The organism is Aquisalimonas lutea, assembly GCF_030409225.1.
GTDB classification, from domain to species: Bacteria; Pseudomonadota; Gammaproteobacteria; order Nitrococcales; family Aquisalimonadaceae; genus Aquisalimonas; species Aquisalimonas lutea.
On record NZ_JAUFPK010000004.1, the window covers coordinates 160,488 to 175,913 of the forward strand.

The 15,426-nt window shown below is 64.0% G+C and carries 18 protein-coding genes and 1 tRNA gene; 7 read left to right on the forward strand and 12 right to left on the reverse strand.

Going from position 1 to position 15,426, the window contains the following annotated elements; all coding sequences use genetic code 11:
• Window positions 1-18: 18 nt before the first annotated feature.
• The 5 genes from QWY84_RS11875 (at window position 19) to QWY84_RS11895 (ending at window position 4,071) form a co-directional block, all read left to right on the forward strand.
• Window positions 19-94: transfer RNA gene (locus tag QWY84_RS11875), tRNA-Glu, on the forward strand.
• A 335-nt stretch (window positions 95-429) separates the two neighbouring features.
• Window positions 430-981 carry a hypothetical protein gene (locus QWY84_RS11880; protein ID WP_290202927.1) on the forward strand — a complete coding sequence of 184 codons (552 nt, stop codon included), beginning with the start codon at window positions 430-432 and terminating at the stop codon, window positions 979-981.
• Between the two features lie 127 nt (window positions 982-1,108).
• Window positions 1,109-1,711 (forward strand): hypothetical protein, encoded by a 603-nt coding sequence (locus tag QWY84_RS11885; RefSeq protein WP_290202928.1) that lies wholly within the window; start codon window positions 1,109-1,111, stop codon window positions 1,709-1,711.
• Between the two features lie 211 nt (window positions 1,712-1,922).
• Complete coding sequence (locus QWY84_RS11890) at window positions 1,923-2,984, forward strand: helix-turn-helix domain-containing protein (protein ID WP_290202929.1); 1,062 nt, start codon at window positions 1,923-1,925, stop codon at window positions 2,982-2,984.
• 190 nt (window positions 2,985-3,174) lie between these two features.
• Window positions 3,175-4,071, forward strand: a complete 897-nt coding sequence (locus QWY84_RS11895; protein WP_290202930.1) for an invasion associated locus B family protein — start codon at window positions 3,175-3,177, stop codon at window positions 4,069-4,071.
• A 346-nt stretch (window positions 4,072-4,417) separates the two neighbouring features.
• Here QWY84_RS11895 and QWY84_RS11900 read toward each other — a convergent pair whose 3' ends face one another.
• From QWY84_RS11900 to QWY84_RS11950, 11 genes are all read right to left on the reverse strand, one after another.
• Window positions 4,418-4,555, reverse strand: coding sequence for a hypothetical protein (locus QWY84_RS11900; RefSeq protein WP_290202931.1), 138 nt, complete (start codon window positions 4,553-4,555; stop codon window positions 4,418-4,420).
• Between the two features lie 286 nt (window positions 4,556-4,841).
• Window positions 4,842-5,366, reverse strand: coding sequence for a hypothetical protein (locus QWY84_RS11905; RefSeq protein ID WP_290202932.1), 525 nt, complete (start codon window positions 5,364-5,366; stop codon window positions 4,842-4,844).
• A 20-nt stretch (window positions 5,367-5,386) separates the two neighbouring features.
• Window positions 5,387-5,863 (reverse strand): AAA family ATPase, encoded by a 477-nt coding sequence (locus QWY84_RS11910; RefSeq protein ID WP_290202933.1) that lies wholly within the window; start codon window positions 5,861-5,863, stop codon window positions 5,387-5,389.
• Between the two features lie 50 nt (window positions 5,864-5,913).
• The gene (locus QWY84_RS11915; RefSeq protein ID WP_290202934.1) at window positions 5,914-6,447 is read right to left on the reverse strand and encodes a hypothetical protein; all 534 of its coding nucleotides are present in this window, start codon (window positions 6,445-6,447) and stop codon (window positions 5,914-5,916) included.
• A gap of 1 nt (window position 6,448) precedes the next feature.
• A complete protein-coding gene (locus tag QWY84_RS11920) occupies window positions 6,449-6,667 on the reverse strand; it encodes a hypothetical protein (protein ID WP_290202935.1) in 219 nt (72 codons plus the stop codon).
• 186 nt (window positions 6,668-6,853) lie between these two features.
• Entirely contained in the window at window positions 6,854-7,996 is a 1,143-nt protein-coding gene (locus tag QWY84_RS11925) for a helicase RepA family protein (RefSeq protein WP_290202936.1), read from the reverse strand.
• The gene (locus tag QWY84_RS11930) at window positions 7,989-8,468 is read right to left on the reverse strand and encodes a hypothetical protein (protein ID WP_290202937.1); all 480 of its coding nucleotides are present in this window, start codon (window positions 8,466-8,468) and stop codon (window positions 7,989-7,991) included. The genes QWY84_RS11925 and QWY84_RS11930 overlap by 8 nt, the downstream gene beginning before the upstream one ends.
• A complete protein-coding gene (locus QWY84_RS11935; protein WP_290202938.1) occupies window positions 8,465-8,665 on the reverse strand; it encodes a helix-turn-helix transcriptional regulator in 201 nt (66 codons plus the stop codon). Before QWY84_RS11935 ends, QWY84_RS11930 begins: the two co-directional genes overlap by 4 nt.
• A gap of 226 nt (window positions 8,666-8,891) precedes the next feature.
• Window positions 8,892-9,119 (reverse strand): hypothetical protein, encoded by a 228-nt coding sequence (locus QWY84_RS11940; RefSeq protein WP_290202939.1) that lies wholly within the window; start codon window positions 9,117-9,119, stop codon window positions 8,892-8,894.
• A gap of 75 nt (window positions 9,120-9,194) precedes the next feature.
• A complete protein-coding gene (locus QWY84_RS11945; protein WP_290202940.1) occupies window positions 9,195-9,794 on the reverse strand; it encodes a hypothetical protein in 600 nt (199 codons plus the stop codon).
• 41 nt (window positions 9,795-9,835) lie between these two features.
• Entirely contained in the window at window positions 9,836-11,044 is a 1,209-nt protein-coding gene (locus QWY84_RS11950) for a tyrosine-type recombinase/integrase (protein ID WP_290202941.1), read from the reverse strand.
• Between the two features lie 493 nt (window positions 11,045-11,537).
• On the opposite strand from QWY84_RS11950, the gene QWY84_RS11955 reads away from it, so the two are divergent.
• On the forward strand, window positions 11,538-14,561 hold the full coding sequence (locus tag QWY84_RS11955; protein ID WP_290202942.1) for a PAS domain S-box protein: 3,024 nt from the start codon (window positions 11,538-11,540) through the stop codon (window positions 14,559-14,561).
• Window positions 14,562-14,589: 28 nt separating this feature from the next.
• A complete protein-coding gene (locus QWY84_RS11960; RefSeq protein WP_290202943.1) occupies window positions 14,590-14,967 on the forward strand; it encodes a gamma-glutamylcyclotransferase family protein in 378 nt (125 codons plus the stop codon).
• Window positions 14,968-15,178: 211 nt separating this feature from the next.
• On the opposite strand, the gene QWY84_RS11965 is transcribed toward QWY84_RS11960, so the two are convergent.
• Window positions 15,179-15,391 carry a hypothetical protein gene (locus tag QWY84_RS11965; protein WP_290202944.1) on the reverse strand — a complete coding sequence of 71 codons (213 nt, stop codon included), beginning with the start codon at window positions 15,389-15,391 and terminating at the stop codon, window positions 15,179-15,181.
• Window positions 15,392-15,426: the final 35 nt, after the last annotated feature.

Below are 15,426 nucleotides of genomic sequence, written 5' to 3' on the forward strand. Positions count from 1 at the left end.
TGGTTAGGCCGGGTCAGCGTCCCCATCGTCTAGAGGCCTAGGACACCGCCCTTTCACGGCGGTAACAGGGGTTCGAATCCCCTTGGGGACGCCACTCATTTCAAGCGCTTACGTAATCTCCCACCTTGATTCCCCTGCCCGGGGGTAATTCAGGGGCAAAACAAGGGAGGGGTAAGCCATGACGCTACCCAAGCATTCCCCCGAAGCGTCACGCCGCTGTCAGGCACTTAGCCGCTTCTTCTGGTAGTTGCTGGAACACGGCCACCGTCGACTAAAAGTTGAACGTATGCCGTGAGGCGTTGCCGTGTCCCGAATCCGCGAACGGTCACGTGCGCGTTGGCGCCCCTTATACGCGGGACATTGCTTCCTGCTAGCAGCCTACCGAACATTCAGGTGCAACTTGATATCTGTCGACTCAGGAGTCAATTGATGGATCCAGAACTCGCAAGTCAGTTGCTCAGCCAGATGGGAGAGCTGCGCGCTGCGGTCGAGAGCACACGATCGGTTTGGGTCATCGTACTGCCGCCAATCATTACCGCCATTGTGGGCTTCCTCGCCGCCATCGTTCCCACCGCTTGGCTGGAGCATCGGCGGGAAAAGAGAGCAGTGAAGACGTTGCGCTCCTCTTTGATGGCCGAGCTTGCGTCTGCCGCCTCGATTATTCGTGCGCGAGGCTACGTGCAAGATCTGAAAGAAGGCGCAGAAGGCACTAGGGAAAAACTGCAAATTAATGTTCCCGCCGACTATTTTCGGGTGTTTAGAGCGAACGTCGATAAGCTCGGTCTTCTCGATGCCGCAGAGGCGGCACGCATCATCCAGACATATCAGCTTCTGGAAAGTGTAATCCAGGATGTCATCCCTGGTGGGCCGCTCCACGAGGGTACCGCTGGTCCATCAGGGTTTCGGGAGAACTGGCAGTTTCTCGAAAGTGCTTTGCACTTGGCCGACAAACTTGTCTCCGAACATGCGCGTGATCGGTGACGATTCGACGAGGCGGTCCGTGAAGGCACAGCGTATACAGCGCTCACTGTTCGCCAAGCCGGGTTGACACTTGGGAATATTTTTGGGAATATTTTGTAAATTCCTTGTGATGATAGGTGCCGGCCCTATGGCGATCCCCCAGAAAAGCCACGTCCAGAAGGTCCTTGAGCCATATCACTCGACACTCCTGAACATAGTCTCTGGGGCATGGGCAAAATGGCAATCTGCAGAGCTTGATTTGCCACCGGCCAGCAGCCGAACCAGGGCGTGCGTAGTTTGGGATGCGATGATAGACCGTGCGCTGGATGCCTTCGACGATGACCCTCGCGTCGTCGTGGTGAGTCGCTTTCAAACATACTACTTCCTCATCGACGATCAGGTTGGACTGCGCTTCAAGAAAGGGGACGAAGCAGGCCTGAGCAGGAACTACCCAACACAGACGGCGCTGGATTTCCACGAACCTGATAGCGACCTGTTTGGAACGCCGGATAAGGTTGAAGTTGTTTACGGTCTGGACCGTACCGAATCCGAGCTTTCCCAAGTGCTGGTAGTCGCCCGAAACGGGGACCAAGTGGCCTGGGCATACGACCTTACAGAGATGGCTGCGGCCGATGTTATCGACCTGCCGGTCGAACAGCCCACGCCGCAGCATGACGCGCGCCGTGTCATACGGCTTAAAGATGACAATGCCGGCAGCGAGCGAAATGAGGAGTCGGGCGACGACGGTTAGGAAGCACCAGACTCCAACAGGTGACTCGGAGCATGTCAGCGGAATTGCTTTAGGGGCATCGTCCAGCCTCTTTGTAACGCAGCAGCCCTCCAGTTATGGAGGGCTGCTTTTCGCTCTTTAAGTGACGGCGTCGGCATGGTCGCTGACTTTGGCAGCGAGAACACCGAGAACAATAGTCCGCCAACTGTGAACTGCGCGGAGAAATAGTGCTATGAGTGGTATCAATCGCGAATTGATCCAAGTTGGCCGTCAACTCAGGAAAATGAGCCAGACCGAGCTGGCCCGACAGGCAAGCATCACCCAAGGCTTTCTGTCAAAGATCGAACAGGGTGTTAAAGAGCCTGATGACGACACTGTAACCCGACTGGCTGATGCGCTCGGTTTGCCAGAGAGTTTCTTCGAGCAGCCGGACCGTGTTTACGGTTTGCCTGTCAGCGTTCACCCCATGTTTCGCAAAAAGAGCAAGGTTGGCGTAAAAACACTGGATGCAATCCAAGCGGAGTTGAATGTCCGAATAATGCATATTCGGAGATTGATCAAGGCAGTCGACCTTGAGGCTTCCCTCCCTCTGCCGGAGTTTGACGTAGATGAGTACCACGGAGACCCGGAAGAAATCGCGGGCTTGGTTCGGCGTACTTGGCTAATCCCTCGCGGGCCCATTGACAATTTAACGGACTACGTTGAACAAGCAGGGGTTCTGGTAATAGACAATAACTTCAGTGGATCGGACATCGACGGAGTGACGTTGGCAGTCCCCGGATTGCCTCCATGCATTTTCCTGAACTCCGATAGGCCAGCAGACCGGCGACGATTTACGTTGGCACATGAGCTTGGGCATTTGATAATGCATAGAATACCGACGCCGACGATGGAAGATGAGGCGAATGCATTTGCATCGGCATTGCTTATGCCTGCCTCTGATATAGGCCCACAACTGAACCGGACTACCCTGGCGAAGTTGGCTTCGCTCAAACGAGTTTGGAAGGTATCCATGGCAGCTCTGTTGATGAGAGCGAAAACCCTTGGAAAGGTCAGCCCCAACCAGAGTTCTTATCTATGGAGACAGATGGGACCATATCGTAAGCGTGAACCAGCACAATTGGACTTTGCACCCGAAAAGCCAACCGTGTTCCCCGAGTTGCTGCGTCTTCACATGGATGAACTGGGATATTCCATTGACGAACTTGGCTCGATACTCCACGTCCATGGCGCGGATATGAACCAGTTCTATCATATTCAAGAGAAAGGCGGATTGCGTTTGGTGAAGAGCTAACAAGTACCCCGTGCGAACCGACGACAGCTTGGCTCGCAATCGGCTACGGCACTTTACGGGCATGGCCCGCTGCGACGCCTACCCCGTCAGCACGCGGGTGAACTCGCCGGAGAATAACGATCCCGACCTGTTACAGCGGGTGGCCTGAGCCGTCCCTCCCAACCCTCCAGAATGATAAGGGGAGAGCCCTATGCGTCGATCCATAGCAGCACTGGCAGTTTTCGCAGCAGGCGTATCAAGTATTGCAGCGGCCGAAACATTCGATGCCTGGTATACCGAGTGCGACCCGGGCTGTCGCACCTTCACTATCGAAGAGGTCCACAAATGGGATGATGGGGGAGAGCCGTTCCGCGTCCTTCTAGAGATTGATGAAGATGATCGCCTAGTCGTATCTGCACTGCTCAGCCGGCAGGAATACGAGGAATATTATACCTTTGACCCGCCGACCGAATTACGGCGAAACGGAAGAGAATACGTCGCTGCACGGCAGTTCTTTGGCGACTCGCCAGCGACGATCTCGGTAGATGGGGAAGAGGTCCTGTCCGTGGAGACCAAGGACGGCGGACATATGGCTGGCACACTGACCGAGACCACACTGCAGGCGTTCCGGTCCGGGCGGGACGCTGTGTTACGCGGTACCGGATTTTGTGCTGCACCGGGCTGTGCTAAGCAGTCGATCACGTTTTCCCTGATGGGGTTCTCCGCGGCATACAGTGCACGCGGATCCAACACGGAAACTGGGCCCGACTCGGCCAGCGAATCTTCTGAAGATCCAGTAGCGGCCGTTGCGCACGTTCTGGCAGGTAATCGCTACGGAATCGAGGAACGGCATCTGCGCACTAGGCGCAACCCGTACGGTGTAGGCACTTTCGTATATATACCAAAGGTGCAGATTGCGGAATATGACCGGTTCTTCGTGTGGTTCGTGAAGTCCGGGCAACCTGTCGCGCTGAACGGCCCGACGATCAGCGTCACCAACAACGCGAAGCGCCCGCTGGGTATGGGCTACGTATTCTGGGAAGGCACTGGCCTTAACGGCAATAATGCCACAGAGCGTGGGCTAGATACCGCTTTCGAGGATCGTTAAGAGAAGACCTCTAGAAAAAGGAAGCCCGGCATGGGGACCGGGCGAAGGGGCGCGACAGCGGAGACCAACGCGCCAAATCGGTAGCCGAGAGGTAACGCCCAAGAGCGGGACGCCGGGGCCGGCCACCGTCGTTATGGCCCCGCTTCATGCTTGCTCTGTCGTGTTGCACGCTCCGCCCCTGTGCAACAGAGGTGTGCAACAAACCCAAATTTTCACGATTCCATTTCCGGAGCTAATTTCGGCAATTTCCAGAATTCAGGGGAATTCATAAGTCACTGATTAACCTGGATGTTGCCCCTTTTCGAGACCCTGATTTTTGGTGAATCATGTGTCTCAGGGCCCCGCATCACCCCCTGGGAGCCCCAGGGTCCCCCGCACCTGGGGCGTCCTCGGCTCGATCCGTGGCGACGATGAACGCCTGTTCCGCGGCGCGTTCCTGGAAGGTCGCCTGGTCGGCGTGGCGGCGCTGGTACGCTCGCGTCACCAGGTTCTGCCACGCGGTAGCATCATCGTCCGCTGCCGAACCGAGTTCCGGCGAGGCTCCTGGCGCGTGTACGGCTTTCTCGTGGAAGCTCCGCCGTTGCTGGTAAGTACGGCCGGCCAGAGCCGACAAGCCGCCGCTTGCCTCGCCCTGGCCGGGACTGGTGTCGTCCGTCGCCGCTCCCGGGCGCTGCCGGGCCCCTGACGGGAGTATGTTTCGGTAACTCGTTCGTGCCGTCATTGCTTCTACCTCCAGGTGAATGGGGCGCCCCTAAAGGTGCCCCCGGTCGTTACGCCTCCGCGGCCGCGGGCCACTCGACATTTAGAATGACGTCGGGGCTGGCGTCCGGGCGGCGCTGGATCTCGACGCCGGCGGCCTCCGCCTCCACGATCAGGTTTTCTTCGTGGCGCTCCAGCTCCCGGATTTTCTTCTCCAGCTCCGCCAGCTTGCCGGGCCGTTCAGCCATAGCCACGGCGCCGTCATCCTCCGGCAGCTCCTGCAGGATTGCTTCCCGCACCTGGTCCCGGAACAGGGATGCCATCAGCGGCCCCACGTCAACGCTGCTCTGATCGCCACGCCGTACCGGCAGGCGGAAGGGGTTTCCTTCCCGCCGCCCGGGAGCCGCGAAGTCGCTGGCAAGTAGATCGATGCGGGCCCGGCTCGCCTGTTCAGTCAGCCAACTATCCACGCGCTCGGCTACTTCGTCCTTAGTCAGCGGCGCTTCCGCCAGGCGCTCGCGCTCCCGCCGGGTCGTCTGGATCTGTTCCCGCACGCTCTGGACGGCTTGGCGGGGGTCGTTGCTGTTGCTCGCCATGGTTCTGTTCTCCCGTCCATTCAGGTGGTTACGTTGGTTTCCGGTTCGCCAGGGCGGCGCCAAGCGAGTTCGTCCCGGGCGTACTTTTCCAGGCGGTTCGCTAACTCCCGGGTGGTGTGCAGGCGCTGGCGCTGGGTTTGCCATTGATCGTCCAGGCGCTGGAATTCCTGTTGCGCCCGCTGCAAGTCTGTCTCCAGCTTATTGATTTGCCTTTCATTTTCTTTCGTCGCGGCGTTGTTATTGCCGAGCGCCGCGCCCCGCTGGCGGAACATAGATAGATTCCGCTCGATCTCCCGGACGCGTTGGAGTGCGGTCTCGCGCCGCTTGGTAAGCTGCTCATGCGCAGCGCTCAAGGCGTCCGCATCGTCCAGGATGCGGAGAAGCTTTGTTTCATCGAAGGCCGGGCGAACCGAGTCTACCCGCTCCGGGGGCTGCAGGGCCTTTTCCATTTCTTCGGGACTAACGCGCAAGCCGGCGGGGACCTTAAATTTAGCCATCGCTGATTACCTCACGTGGTCTGCTGTTCTACCTGATCGTCCGGGACAGTTCACCGCGCTGGCGTGGAAGGAAAAACCCGCATTTCACTTCCATGTGGAGACAGGGCGGCCAGCGCCTTTGCGCTGGTGGGTAGCTGCAGGCCCGCGGCCTCGGCGACGCGAGCGGCCTGGAACAGCGCGCGCTGTTGGTCCGTGGCGTGCCCAGGGGGCTCCGCCCAGGCCCGCCACCGTGGCCAGCGCCGCGCCTGGAACTCGCCAACGGCGGCCGCCAGTGCCCGGGCCCGGGCCCAGGTGGTAGCTCCGTCCGTCGCCTCCAGCGCCGCGGCGAGCCAGGCATCGCGCCTTTCCCGGGCCAGCGTGCGTGCGGGATGCTCCTGCCCGGCCGCCAGCGCCAGGCCCAGGGCGTGCGCCGGATCCTCGCCAGACTCGATGGCCGCCAGCGCCTCCACCAGGAACCCCACCAGCTCCGCCCGCGGCAGCTCCCCGCCCTCCAGGGCCTGGCGCACGGCCGCCAGCGACCGCAGGGCCTGGACGGGATCCGCGGCCGCGGTGTCGTCCCCGGAGCTGGCGGCGCGGGTGGCCATGTCAGTCCCTCGGCTCCCCGCGGACGCTGTCCGCCAGGAACTTCAAATCGGCTGCGATCTCGTCCAGGCCGGCGCGGTCGTCGTACGCGCCGACCAGCTCGGCACGGCCAGTGAGTATGTGGACGTGGCCGGTGTCGTCCTGGACCAGCACCACCCTCCCGTGGTCGCGGGCCTTGTTCTGTATCACCATCGCTCTGCGCTTCGCTGCAGAAGTCGTCATGCCAGGCCCTCCAGCCACGTTGCCGCTCGGATCGCGGCGAACGACAGGTAGTCGGACGATGGTTTCATTTCATTCCCCCTATCTGGTTCCGCGCCGCGCGTCCGCCGGTGTCCGCTTTGCGTCCGTTTTCCGTCCCATTTGTCCGCATTCGCCCCTCGCTAGCCTGTCCGTCCGTCCGCCGCCCCCTTAGGGGGCGGACGGACGGACAGCGGAACGGACAAAGCCGTGATCCATGACAACGGCGTGATGGTCATTCAGGGAGTCCTTGACCTGATGGAAGCGCCGACGGTCCATTCCCTCGGCGACGCAGGCCGAACGCCAGGCATCAACCGATACCCTGGCGGTGTCGGGGTCGCGTCCGTCCGCCTCCACGTTGGCGCGGTGCTCTGCCTCCAAACGTTCCAGAAGCGCCAAGGCGATACGCTGGTTCTTGCCTCGCGCGGGCTGACCATGCTGTGGCGGCGTGTAGTCCGTGGAGTCGAGCACGGCGCTGGTGACTTCATGGCCGTCCTCATCCTGGAATCCGAGTTCCACCGAGCGAATGCGGAAGGCCCACGGCTCCGGTTCTGGCGCGTCTTTCATCTTTGTAGCTTCCAGGCGGACGACCCCTTGTTCGTCCTTATCCATCCGATACTCAGCGTCCAACGCTCCCTTCAGAGCCATGGCTCCCCGGCCGCGCGACTTGTCCCCGTGACCGGTGTGATGAATGACCAGGACGGTAGCGCGGTGGGCGGTACGGAGTGCGTCCATGACTTGGACCGCGATATTCATGTCCTGTGTGGAGTTCTCGTCGCCGCTGCCAAAGTTCCGGGCCAGCGTGTCCACGACGATGAGCGCCGGGCTGCCCTCGGCTTCCGCGAGGTCGTCCACCGCCTTCTGCACAGCAAGCGCGGATTCCCAGTCGCACAACGCGGCCGGCCCCTTGCTTACGTACAGCGGGGCGTCTTCCAGCGACTGCTGGTGGCGGATGGTCCATGCCTTCCTGCGCCGGGCCAGTCCGTTCAGGCCCTCACCTGCCAGGTAGACGACGGGCCCATGTTTGACGCGCTGCCCCTGGTAGTCCTTCCCGGTTGCGACACTGCACGCCCAATCAACCGCGAGAAACGACTTTCCGCAGCCGGGATCTCCGAACACCAGCGCGAGCGTGTCGGCCTCCAGGTAGTCACGAATCAGCCAGGACGGGGCTTTCGGTTCGATGTCCGCCGCCTTCACCAGCTCGAACCGCGCCGGCGGCTTGTCGGCACCATCCCCGGCCAGCTCGGCGGCCTTCTCGTCTAGCCAGTTCGCGCCGCGCGCGGCACCGTCCGGAAATTCTTTTACGTCAGACATTTGCGCCGCCCTCCCTGGCCGCATTCCGCAGCCGGGCAGCTGCGACGGCGACGCGCTCCACGTCGTCATCCGTCAGCGCCTCGCCCCGCCGGATGGTGTCCGCAGCCACCAGCACAACGACCGCTTCAGATGCGATGGCCGCCAACACGTCGCGCGGGATCCACCGTTCCCCTTGACGCATCGGGCCGCGCCCCAATGACTTGTTCGGGAATAGATCCGCAAGGTCTAGGCCCACGGCCGCCAGCACATCACCTGCGGGACAGCCCGCGAAGCAATGCAGGAGTACCGTGCCGTCGCCGCACTCCCGAACCGACAATGACGGGGATCGGTCGTCGTGCGCCGGGCACCGCGCCGCCCAACGGCTCGGCCCGGTGGCCTTCACCGACTCCAGCCGCCGCAGCAGCTCGTTTACTGGGGTCGCATCGGCGTCGGCGGATGCCTGCGCGGGGGCGCCTTGTTCTCTGTTCTTCATTGGTTCCCCTCCCGCTTGCGGGCGAGCGGCTGCCTTGCTGCCCACGCGTCGGCCTCGTTTTCGGTGACCACGGCCGTGCCGTTGACCAGGTGCATGGGCGGGCCTTTCCCCGCCAGCACCATCTGGTTCATCACGCTGGGCGCGATCCCGTGGCGACGTGCGACCTGGTGGAGGTTCAATAGGCGGTTGCTGGTCATAGGGCTGCCCTCCCGCCGTCGGCGTCGAGGGCTACCAGGACCGCATCGCGCCACTGCACTACCGCCGCCGACTTGTCCGGGCCGGGCGGCTGGTGGCGGATCAGGCGTGCACGATTGATCGCGGCGCGCCAGCGCATAGCCCGCCCCTGGTGGCAGGCGTTATACTCGGCGCTGTCTCCCTTCTGGCCTCGGCCGCCGGCCCCCACCGGCGGCTGCTCCGAGGCCATTACTGCACCTCCGCCGCTGCGGAATCAGGTTGCTTCCGCATCCTCTCTTCCCACTCGCGGTCGGCCTTCCGCGTTATCCGGGCCGTGCGCTCAATACGCAGTAGCTCCGGGCCCTTTCCAGCGGCGAGCATCTTGTAGGCAAACGAGCGCGAGTATCCCCGTAGAGCGGCCCGTTCCTCGACCGTCCACGACTCGCGATCGGCTAGCTTGATGGTGTTCCTGTTCATGGAAACCTCCACGTTGTCTGATGGACACGTGAAGGCTATGCGGTGAGAAATCGGGAGGCCGAGGCGCCTCCCGAACTAATTTTCAAGGTGGGGCAGGGCGCGCGTGATCGTGTCGATGGTGGCAGTTTCACCAAGGCGTTTCTGAATAGCCCGGGCGCGGTCGGTTTTTGTGGTCAGGTGCGGGGACTCACTGCGGATCTGTTCGTCGGCCTCGCGCCATTCGCGCTTACGGGCTTCAGCGTCCTTGTGCCGCTCCGCGTTTGGGATCTCAGCGAACCCGCGTTGTTGTTGGCGTCGGCGGTATGCGAGCGCGAGGGCGGTTCCAGTATCATTGACGAGGGCACCGACACCCTGGTCTTCCGCTGCGGGAAATCCGATAGTCAATTCAAGCTCACCTTGAAGGCGGTTAATCTCAGCGCGGCAAGTCGCGGCCGCTTCACTGTGTGGGGAATGGTGCCGCAGGGTGTCGGCGACCAGGGCCAAGTGCACGGCTAGGACCGTTACGTGGCGGACGTTCCGCAACGGCATCGGCCCATCTTCGAAAACGAGGTAGCGGTCGTCGACAATCCGCACGTTGTAAGCGTTAATTATGCCGTGCCAGTCGATGCCGTCTGCCGCTGCCAACGTAAGACATTGACGCTGCAGTTCTTCAAGAAGCTGCCCTGGGTTCTCCAAGTACGCCAGGCGTTCCGTCGGGACATGATGCGGGGGCGATTTTATGGCTGCCCCCGCATCGAAACCACACCATCATCATCCCCACCACCGAACTCTGGCAGGTGGGCGCGGACCTGCTCGGCCACGTAGTCCGGTTGCAGGTGCGCATAGTGGCGCTCGGTCATGCGCGTGTCGGCATGGCCCAGGGCGCGGGCGATCACCTGGAGGGGGACGCCCTTGGCCGCGAGCATCGAGCCGTAGGTGTGGCGCAGCACGTGGAATCCGATGGGCGGGTCAATGCCCGCCTGCGAACAGGCGTCACGCATGAATCGGTGCTGATGCGACTTCCCCCAGACGCCGCCGCCGTCGCGCGTGAACATCCGGTCACCGCGCTTTTTGCCGGCCGTGAGCCGGTCGAATAGCTGCCGGCCCTCGTCGGTGAGGTGGACATGCCGACCAGGTCCGCCCTTGGCCTCGCGCACGCGCACGGTGCCCGCGTCGGGATCGTAGTCAGCCGCCACCATGGCCGCGAGTTCGCCGTACCGGCAGCCGGTGAGCAGGGCGGCTCGGAGTAGGGGGCGGAACTCTGGCACAGCGGCGTTGACGAGCCGCCGGGCCTCGTCGTGCGTGAGGTACCGTATGCGCGGCTGGTCTACGTTCTGGAAGGGCTGGACGCGGCGCCAGGCGCTATCGCTGTCTACCTTCCCGTCGCGGTAAGCGTGGTTCAGCGCGGCTTTCAGGACCGTCAGCACGCGGTTTGCCGTAGCCTTGCGCTTGCGCTTGTCCTCCGGATCGTCGCTGTCGGTGGCGGCCACACCGTTCAGCCACTTGCGTATGCGAGCTGCTGTAAGCCTGCCCACCTCCAGGGCCGCCAGGGGCTCGCGGATATGCTGTTCGGCCTTTTGCTTGGTCTCGGCGTAGGACTTCGAGCGGGCCTCGATCTCAGTGAGATAATCGTCCAGGGCCTGGCCTACGGTGTAGCCGTAGACGCGCTCCGGGGCGATGCCCTCCATGGCCTTCTCCATGGCCTGGCGATAGCTGAGCACGGACACGCCGTCAGCGTCGGCATTGTCGTCGGCGAGGGCGAGCTTGCGCTTGCGGTATTTGCCGCCTTCATAGGTGCGCACGTGCCACGAGCCGCCCCCCTTGGTCTTGCGGTAGCCCAGGAACAGGCCGTCGTGAATCTGCCGCCAGTAAGGCTCGTGTCGTGCCGACAATCGACCGCGGGCCTCGCGGGTTTCCAGTCGTGCGTCGCGTGGTGCTCTGGCCATCTATTACCCCCGTTTACCCCCGGTGTTGCGATCTTGCACAGCGGTTGTGGTCGGGGGTAATTGGGGGTAATATACCGGTGTGGATTCGGATAGACAACTACGGACGTACCTAGATTAATATCCTATGAAACAGGACGTTACGAAAACGCTCATGGACGGCGGGAGACGGGTTGTAGGCTCTTTCACGGCGGTAACAGGGGTTCGAATCCCCTTGGGGACGCCATTTCTTCCGGGACCGCCAGCGCCCACGCCGCTGCAGCTCCTCTCCGTCCGCAACGACAATCACCGAACAGCGCGGCTCCCGACAATCGTCGGTGTTTTGACGCGTGCCCGGTTCCGGCTTGCGTGCCAATGCAATCCGGGTGCATCGAATGTGCCCTGGCGGCTTTCGCCGCGTGCAGATTACGTGTCTCCGGGAAGTGGATGATACAACCATAACGGGAACCGTTGCGGGCGCCGGAGGCGGCCGGAGACCTCGACCAAGGAGCAGCCGTTGGCCACCCGAGGGTTCAATACGCTACGCCTGGTGCTTGCGGCGGCATTGCTTGCGCTCGGCGGCATGGTCGCCGTGGGCGGCGCCCTCGGGGCGGGGCAGCCCGCCGTCTCGCTGATCGACGTGTGGATTCTGCACGTACCGGCGCTCACCGGCGCGGCGCTGTTCCTGGTGGCGGCCGGTTATGCGGCCCTGATCTGCGCCCGCCCGGTGCTTGCGCTGTCGGCCGCCATCGCCGGGCTGGCGGCGGCCGTGGCGGCACCGGCGGCAGGACAGGGCCAGGGTGGGATCGTGGCCACGGTCGTTGTCATCCTGATCGCCATCCCGCTCGTGCTGCAGGCGCGCGGTCACCGGCAGCCGGTACCGGTTCGGGTGCTGCTGCCGCTGCTCGCGGTTGCTGCGGGAGTCCTGTTCTGGCTCGACGAGCCCGTGCTGGCCGTGGCCCTGCTGGTGGCCGGACCGTTGGCTCTCCCGGAGGCGGATCACCCCGACGACATGGACGCGCCCGGGATCACCCAGAGCCTGGTGATCCCCCTGGCGGTATTCCTGGTGATCGTCTCCGCGACCCTTGCTCTCTGGCAGGGAGCGGCCCGGCAGGCGCGTGAAGCCTGGGTCCATCGTTCCGAGGGTATCGTCGAGCGGTTCTACCGGCAGATCGAGCACGATCTCGGCGTACGTGTCGATGCACTGGAACGCATGGCTCACCGCTGGGAACACACCGGAGGAACGGGGGAGCGGGCGTGGCGACAGGACGCGGCCGGCTACCTGAGCGATTTCCAGGGTCTGGAGGGAATCGCGGTCCTGTGGGCGGATGGGGGTATCCGCTGGCTGCAGGGTCGGCTGTGGATGGACACGGCCAGGCCGGAGGGCTTCGCTGCGCATCCCCGCGTACAACCGGTCCTCGAGGCCGCCCGGGAGACGGGGCAGACGCGCATGACGTCACCCGTCCAACCCGCAAGCGATACGGCGCACGTCTACCTGGTGATTCCCCTGTACGGCGATGGCGAAGTCACCGGGTTCCTGCTGTCCGTGCGGCGCCTTTCCGGGCTGTTCCGGTTCGCAAGGGGCGGAACGGCGCCCGGTTACGTCTTCCAGGTGATCGACGGCAAGGGGGACCGCATGTTCGGGCCGCCGGCGGTCGATGACGACCGCCCTTATGCCGCGGAGCAGGAGGTCGCCGTTCTCGGCGCACGCTGGCGGGTAGCGGCGTGGCCGGGTACGACACTGCTGCGCAGCGAGCGCGGGGGCCTGCCGGATGCCGTCGCCCTCGGGGGAGTCTCCCTGGCGCTGGCAGGATTGCTGGTCATGAGGCTGACCCTCGTGGCCCGGGGTCGTGCGTTGTTGGCTGCTCGCCAGGCGACGGCACTGCACCACGAGATCGAGGAACGCGAGCGCCTCGAGGCGGAGCGACGGGCCACGGCCCGAAGGCTGGAAGAGACCCTGGATCATCTGGCGGACGGGTTCTTCACGCTGGACAACGACGACCGTATCACCTACGTGAACCGGGCGGCGGCCCGTGCGGTGGGGATGGACCGGGACTACCTCGGGGGCCAGTACCTGTGGAACCTGTTTCCGGAAAACCGCGATGTCTATGGTGATCTCTACGAAGCGGTACGCGCCGACGGCCAGGCGCGTGATCGCGAGATCTTCGATGTGGCCTTCAATCGGTGGATCGATGTCCGGGCCTATCCGGTGCTCGACGGGCTGGCCGTCTGGTTCCGGGATATCTCCGAGACCAAGCGCAGCCGGGATCAGCTGTTGTTCCAGGGCCAGGTGCTGGAGCAGATCCACGATGCGGTCATCGGTGCGGATCTCGGCGGAGCGATCAACTTCTGGAACCGGGGAGCCGAGCGCCTGTTCGGCTATGCCGCGGATGAGGCGCGGAACCAGCCCCTGCGCATGCTGCGGCCGGGCCCGGAGTATCTCTCGCTGCGACAGCAGCTGATCGACCCCGTGTTGCGCAACGGTGCCCACGATGCCCAGATCGAGCTGGAGGATCGCCACGGCCGCCGGTTCATGGCGCGGGTCTCGCTGTCGCTGACCCGCAACGAGTCCGGCCGCGCCCTGGGGATGCTGCTGTTCGTGCTGGATGTCTCCGACCGCTTCCGTTTCGAGCAGGAGCTCCAGGACGCCCTGGCGCGCGCGCAGAGCCACGCCGCGCGGCTGCGCGAGCTGGCCCGGATATCGCTGGCCCTGAATACGCAGCGGAGCCGGCAGCGGACACTGGAGACGCTGGTCAATGACGGGCGCCACCTGGTGGAGGCCCATCTGTGCCGGGTGTCCATCGACGAGCGCGAGGGGCTGCCGGGCGGCGAGACGATTGTCTCGCGGTCGGAGAAGTATGCCGACGAGGCGAGGGCGGTGCCGAGGGCGCCGGAGGCGCTGCGCACCCGGGCGCAACGTACCGGCGATGCGTACCGGCTGACGCAGGCGGAGCTCGCCGAGCACGCCCCGGCCCTCGCGCCCCTCGGGGCGTGGCTGGCGGTTCCGTTGTCGCGGCACGACGGCAGTTCCATGGGCATGCTCGAGTTCGCCGACCGCTATACCGGGGAATTCACGCCGGATGACGAGGCCGTGGCCGTGCAGCTGGCACAGCTCGCCGGGGCGGTGCTCGACAAGGCGGATGCGCTGGACCGCATGCGCCGGGCGGAAGCGGAATACCGCGAGCAGCTGGAGTTTCTCACCACCGTCACGCGCAGTGTCGCCGAAGGCATTCTGGCCGTGGATGCCCACGGCTACGTCGAGTACGTCAATCCGCATGGCGCCTGGTTGCTCGGGCAGGACAGCGACGCGATCCGCGGACAGCGGCTGGCGGCCCTGCTGGGGCATGCGGAACCGGTCTCCGGGGTGCCGGGCACGGCGGCGGATACCTGGCGCACCGTGGTAACGAGGTACGACGGCTCCACCGTGGCGCTCGTGCTGCAGGTCTCGCGTCTGGCGGAAGGACGCTGGCACGATGGCCAGGTCGTGGTCTTCCGGGAAGCCGACGGCGCTTCCCGTGATGATTTCCGCAACGACGGGTGATGTGCCGTTCGGCGACAGGGGGGAGAGCGTGCTTCGGGAGCGTGTGTTCGTCTACGGCACTCTGCGCACGGGAGGGAGCAACCATCACGTGCTCACCGGCGCCCGGCGGCTGGGCGATCACGTCACCGAGCCGCTCTACCGCATGCTGGATGTCGGCCCGTACCCGGGCGTCGTTAGCGGTGGTGATACGGCCATCCGGGGCGAGGTCTACGAGGTGACCCCGGATGGGTTCCGCCGGCTGGATGCCCTGGAAGACTATCCCCGGAGCTATACCCGGCGGAAGATCGCGACGCCCTGGGGCGAGGCCTGGATGTACCTCTACCGGCCGCGTGGGCAGCGGTTGCCGGAGATCCCCGGCGGCGACTGGCTGCGCCGCTCGCCTCTGCGGCGCACGGGTGCGGACTGACGTTCGGGGGGCGGCGTAGCGCCCGCCTTTCTGCTATATACGGGGGTACGGGTGTCAGGTCTGCGCCGACAACCGGCACTTGGAGGAGCGCCCGCTCCTCCCTCTTTGTCGACCGGCCGCCGCGACGCCGATTGGTCGTCCGGCGGCTATTACTCACCTTCGGCTCGCGGGCAGGGACGTCCCGCCGGGGCGCCCCGGCGGGACGGCAGGGTCAGGTCTCGTCCTGGATGGGCTCGCAGACGATGTCCTTGATCTCGAAGCGGATGGTGCGGCCCTGGTCGTCCACCAGAACCTCCTCGAATTCCATTTCCCGCTTGGCCAGTGTCTGGGCCTCTTCCATGGACTCTGCTTCCACCACGACGCCGGACTCCTCCGCGTCGATCATCTGTTCGCCGGCGGGAACCCGGCACCGCCACAGGGCCATGCTGCTTCCTCCTGTCATGGTTTGTGCCTGCTACG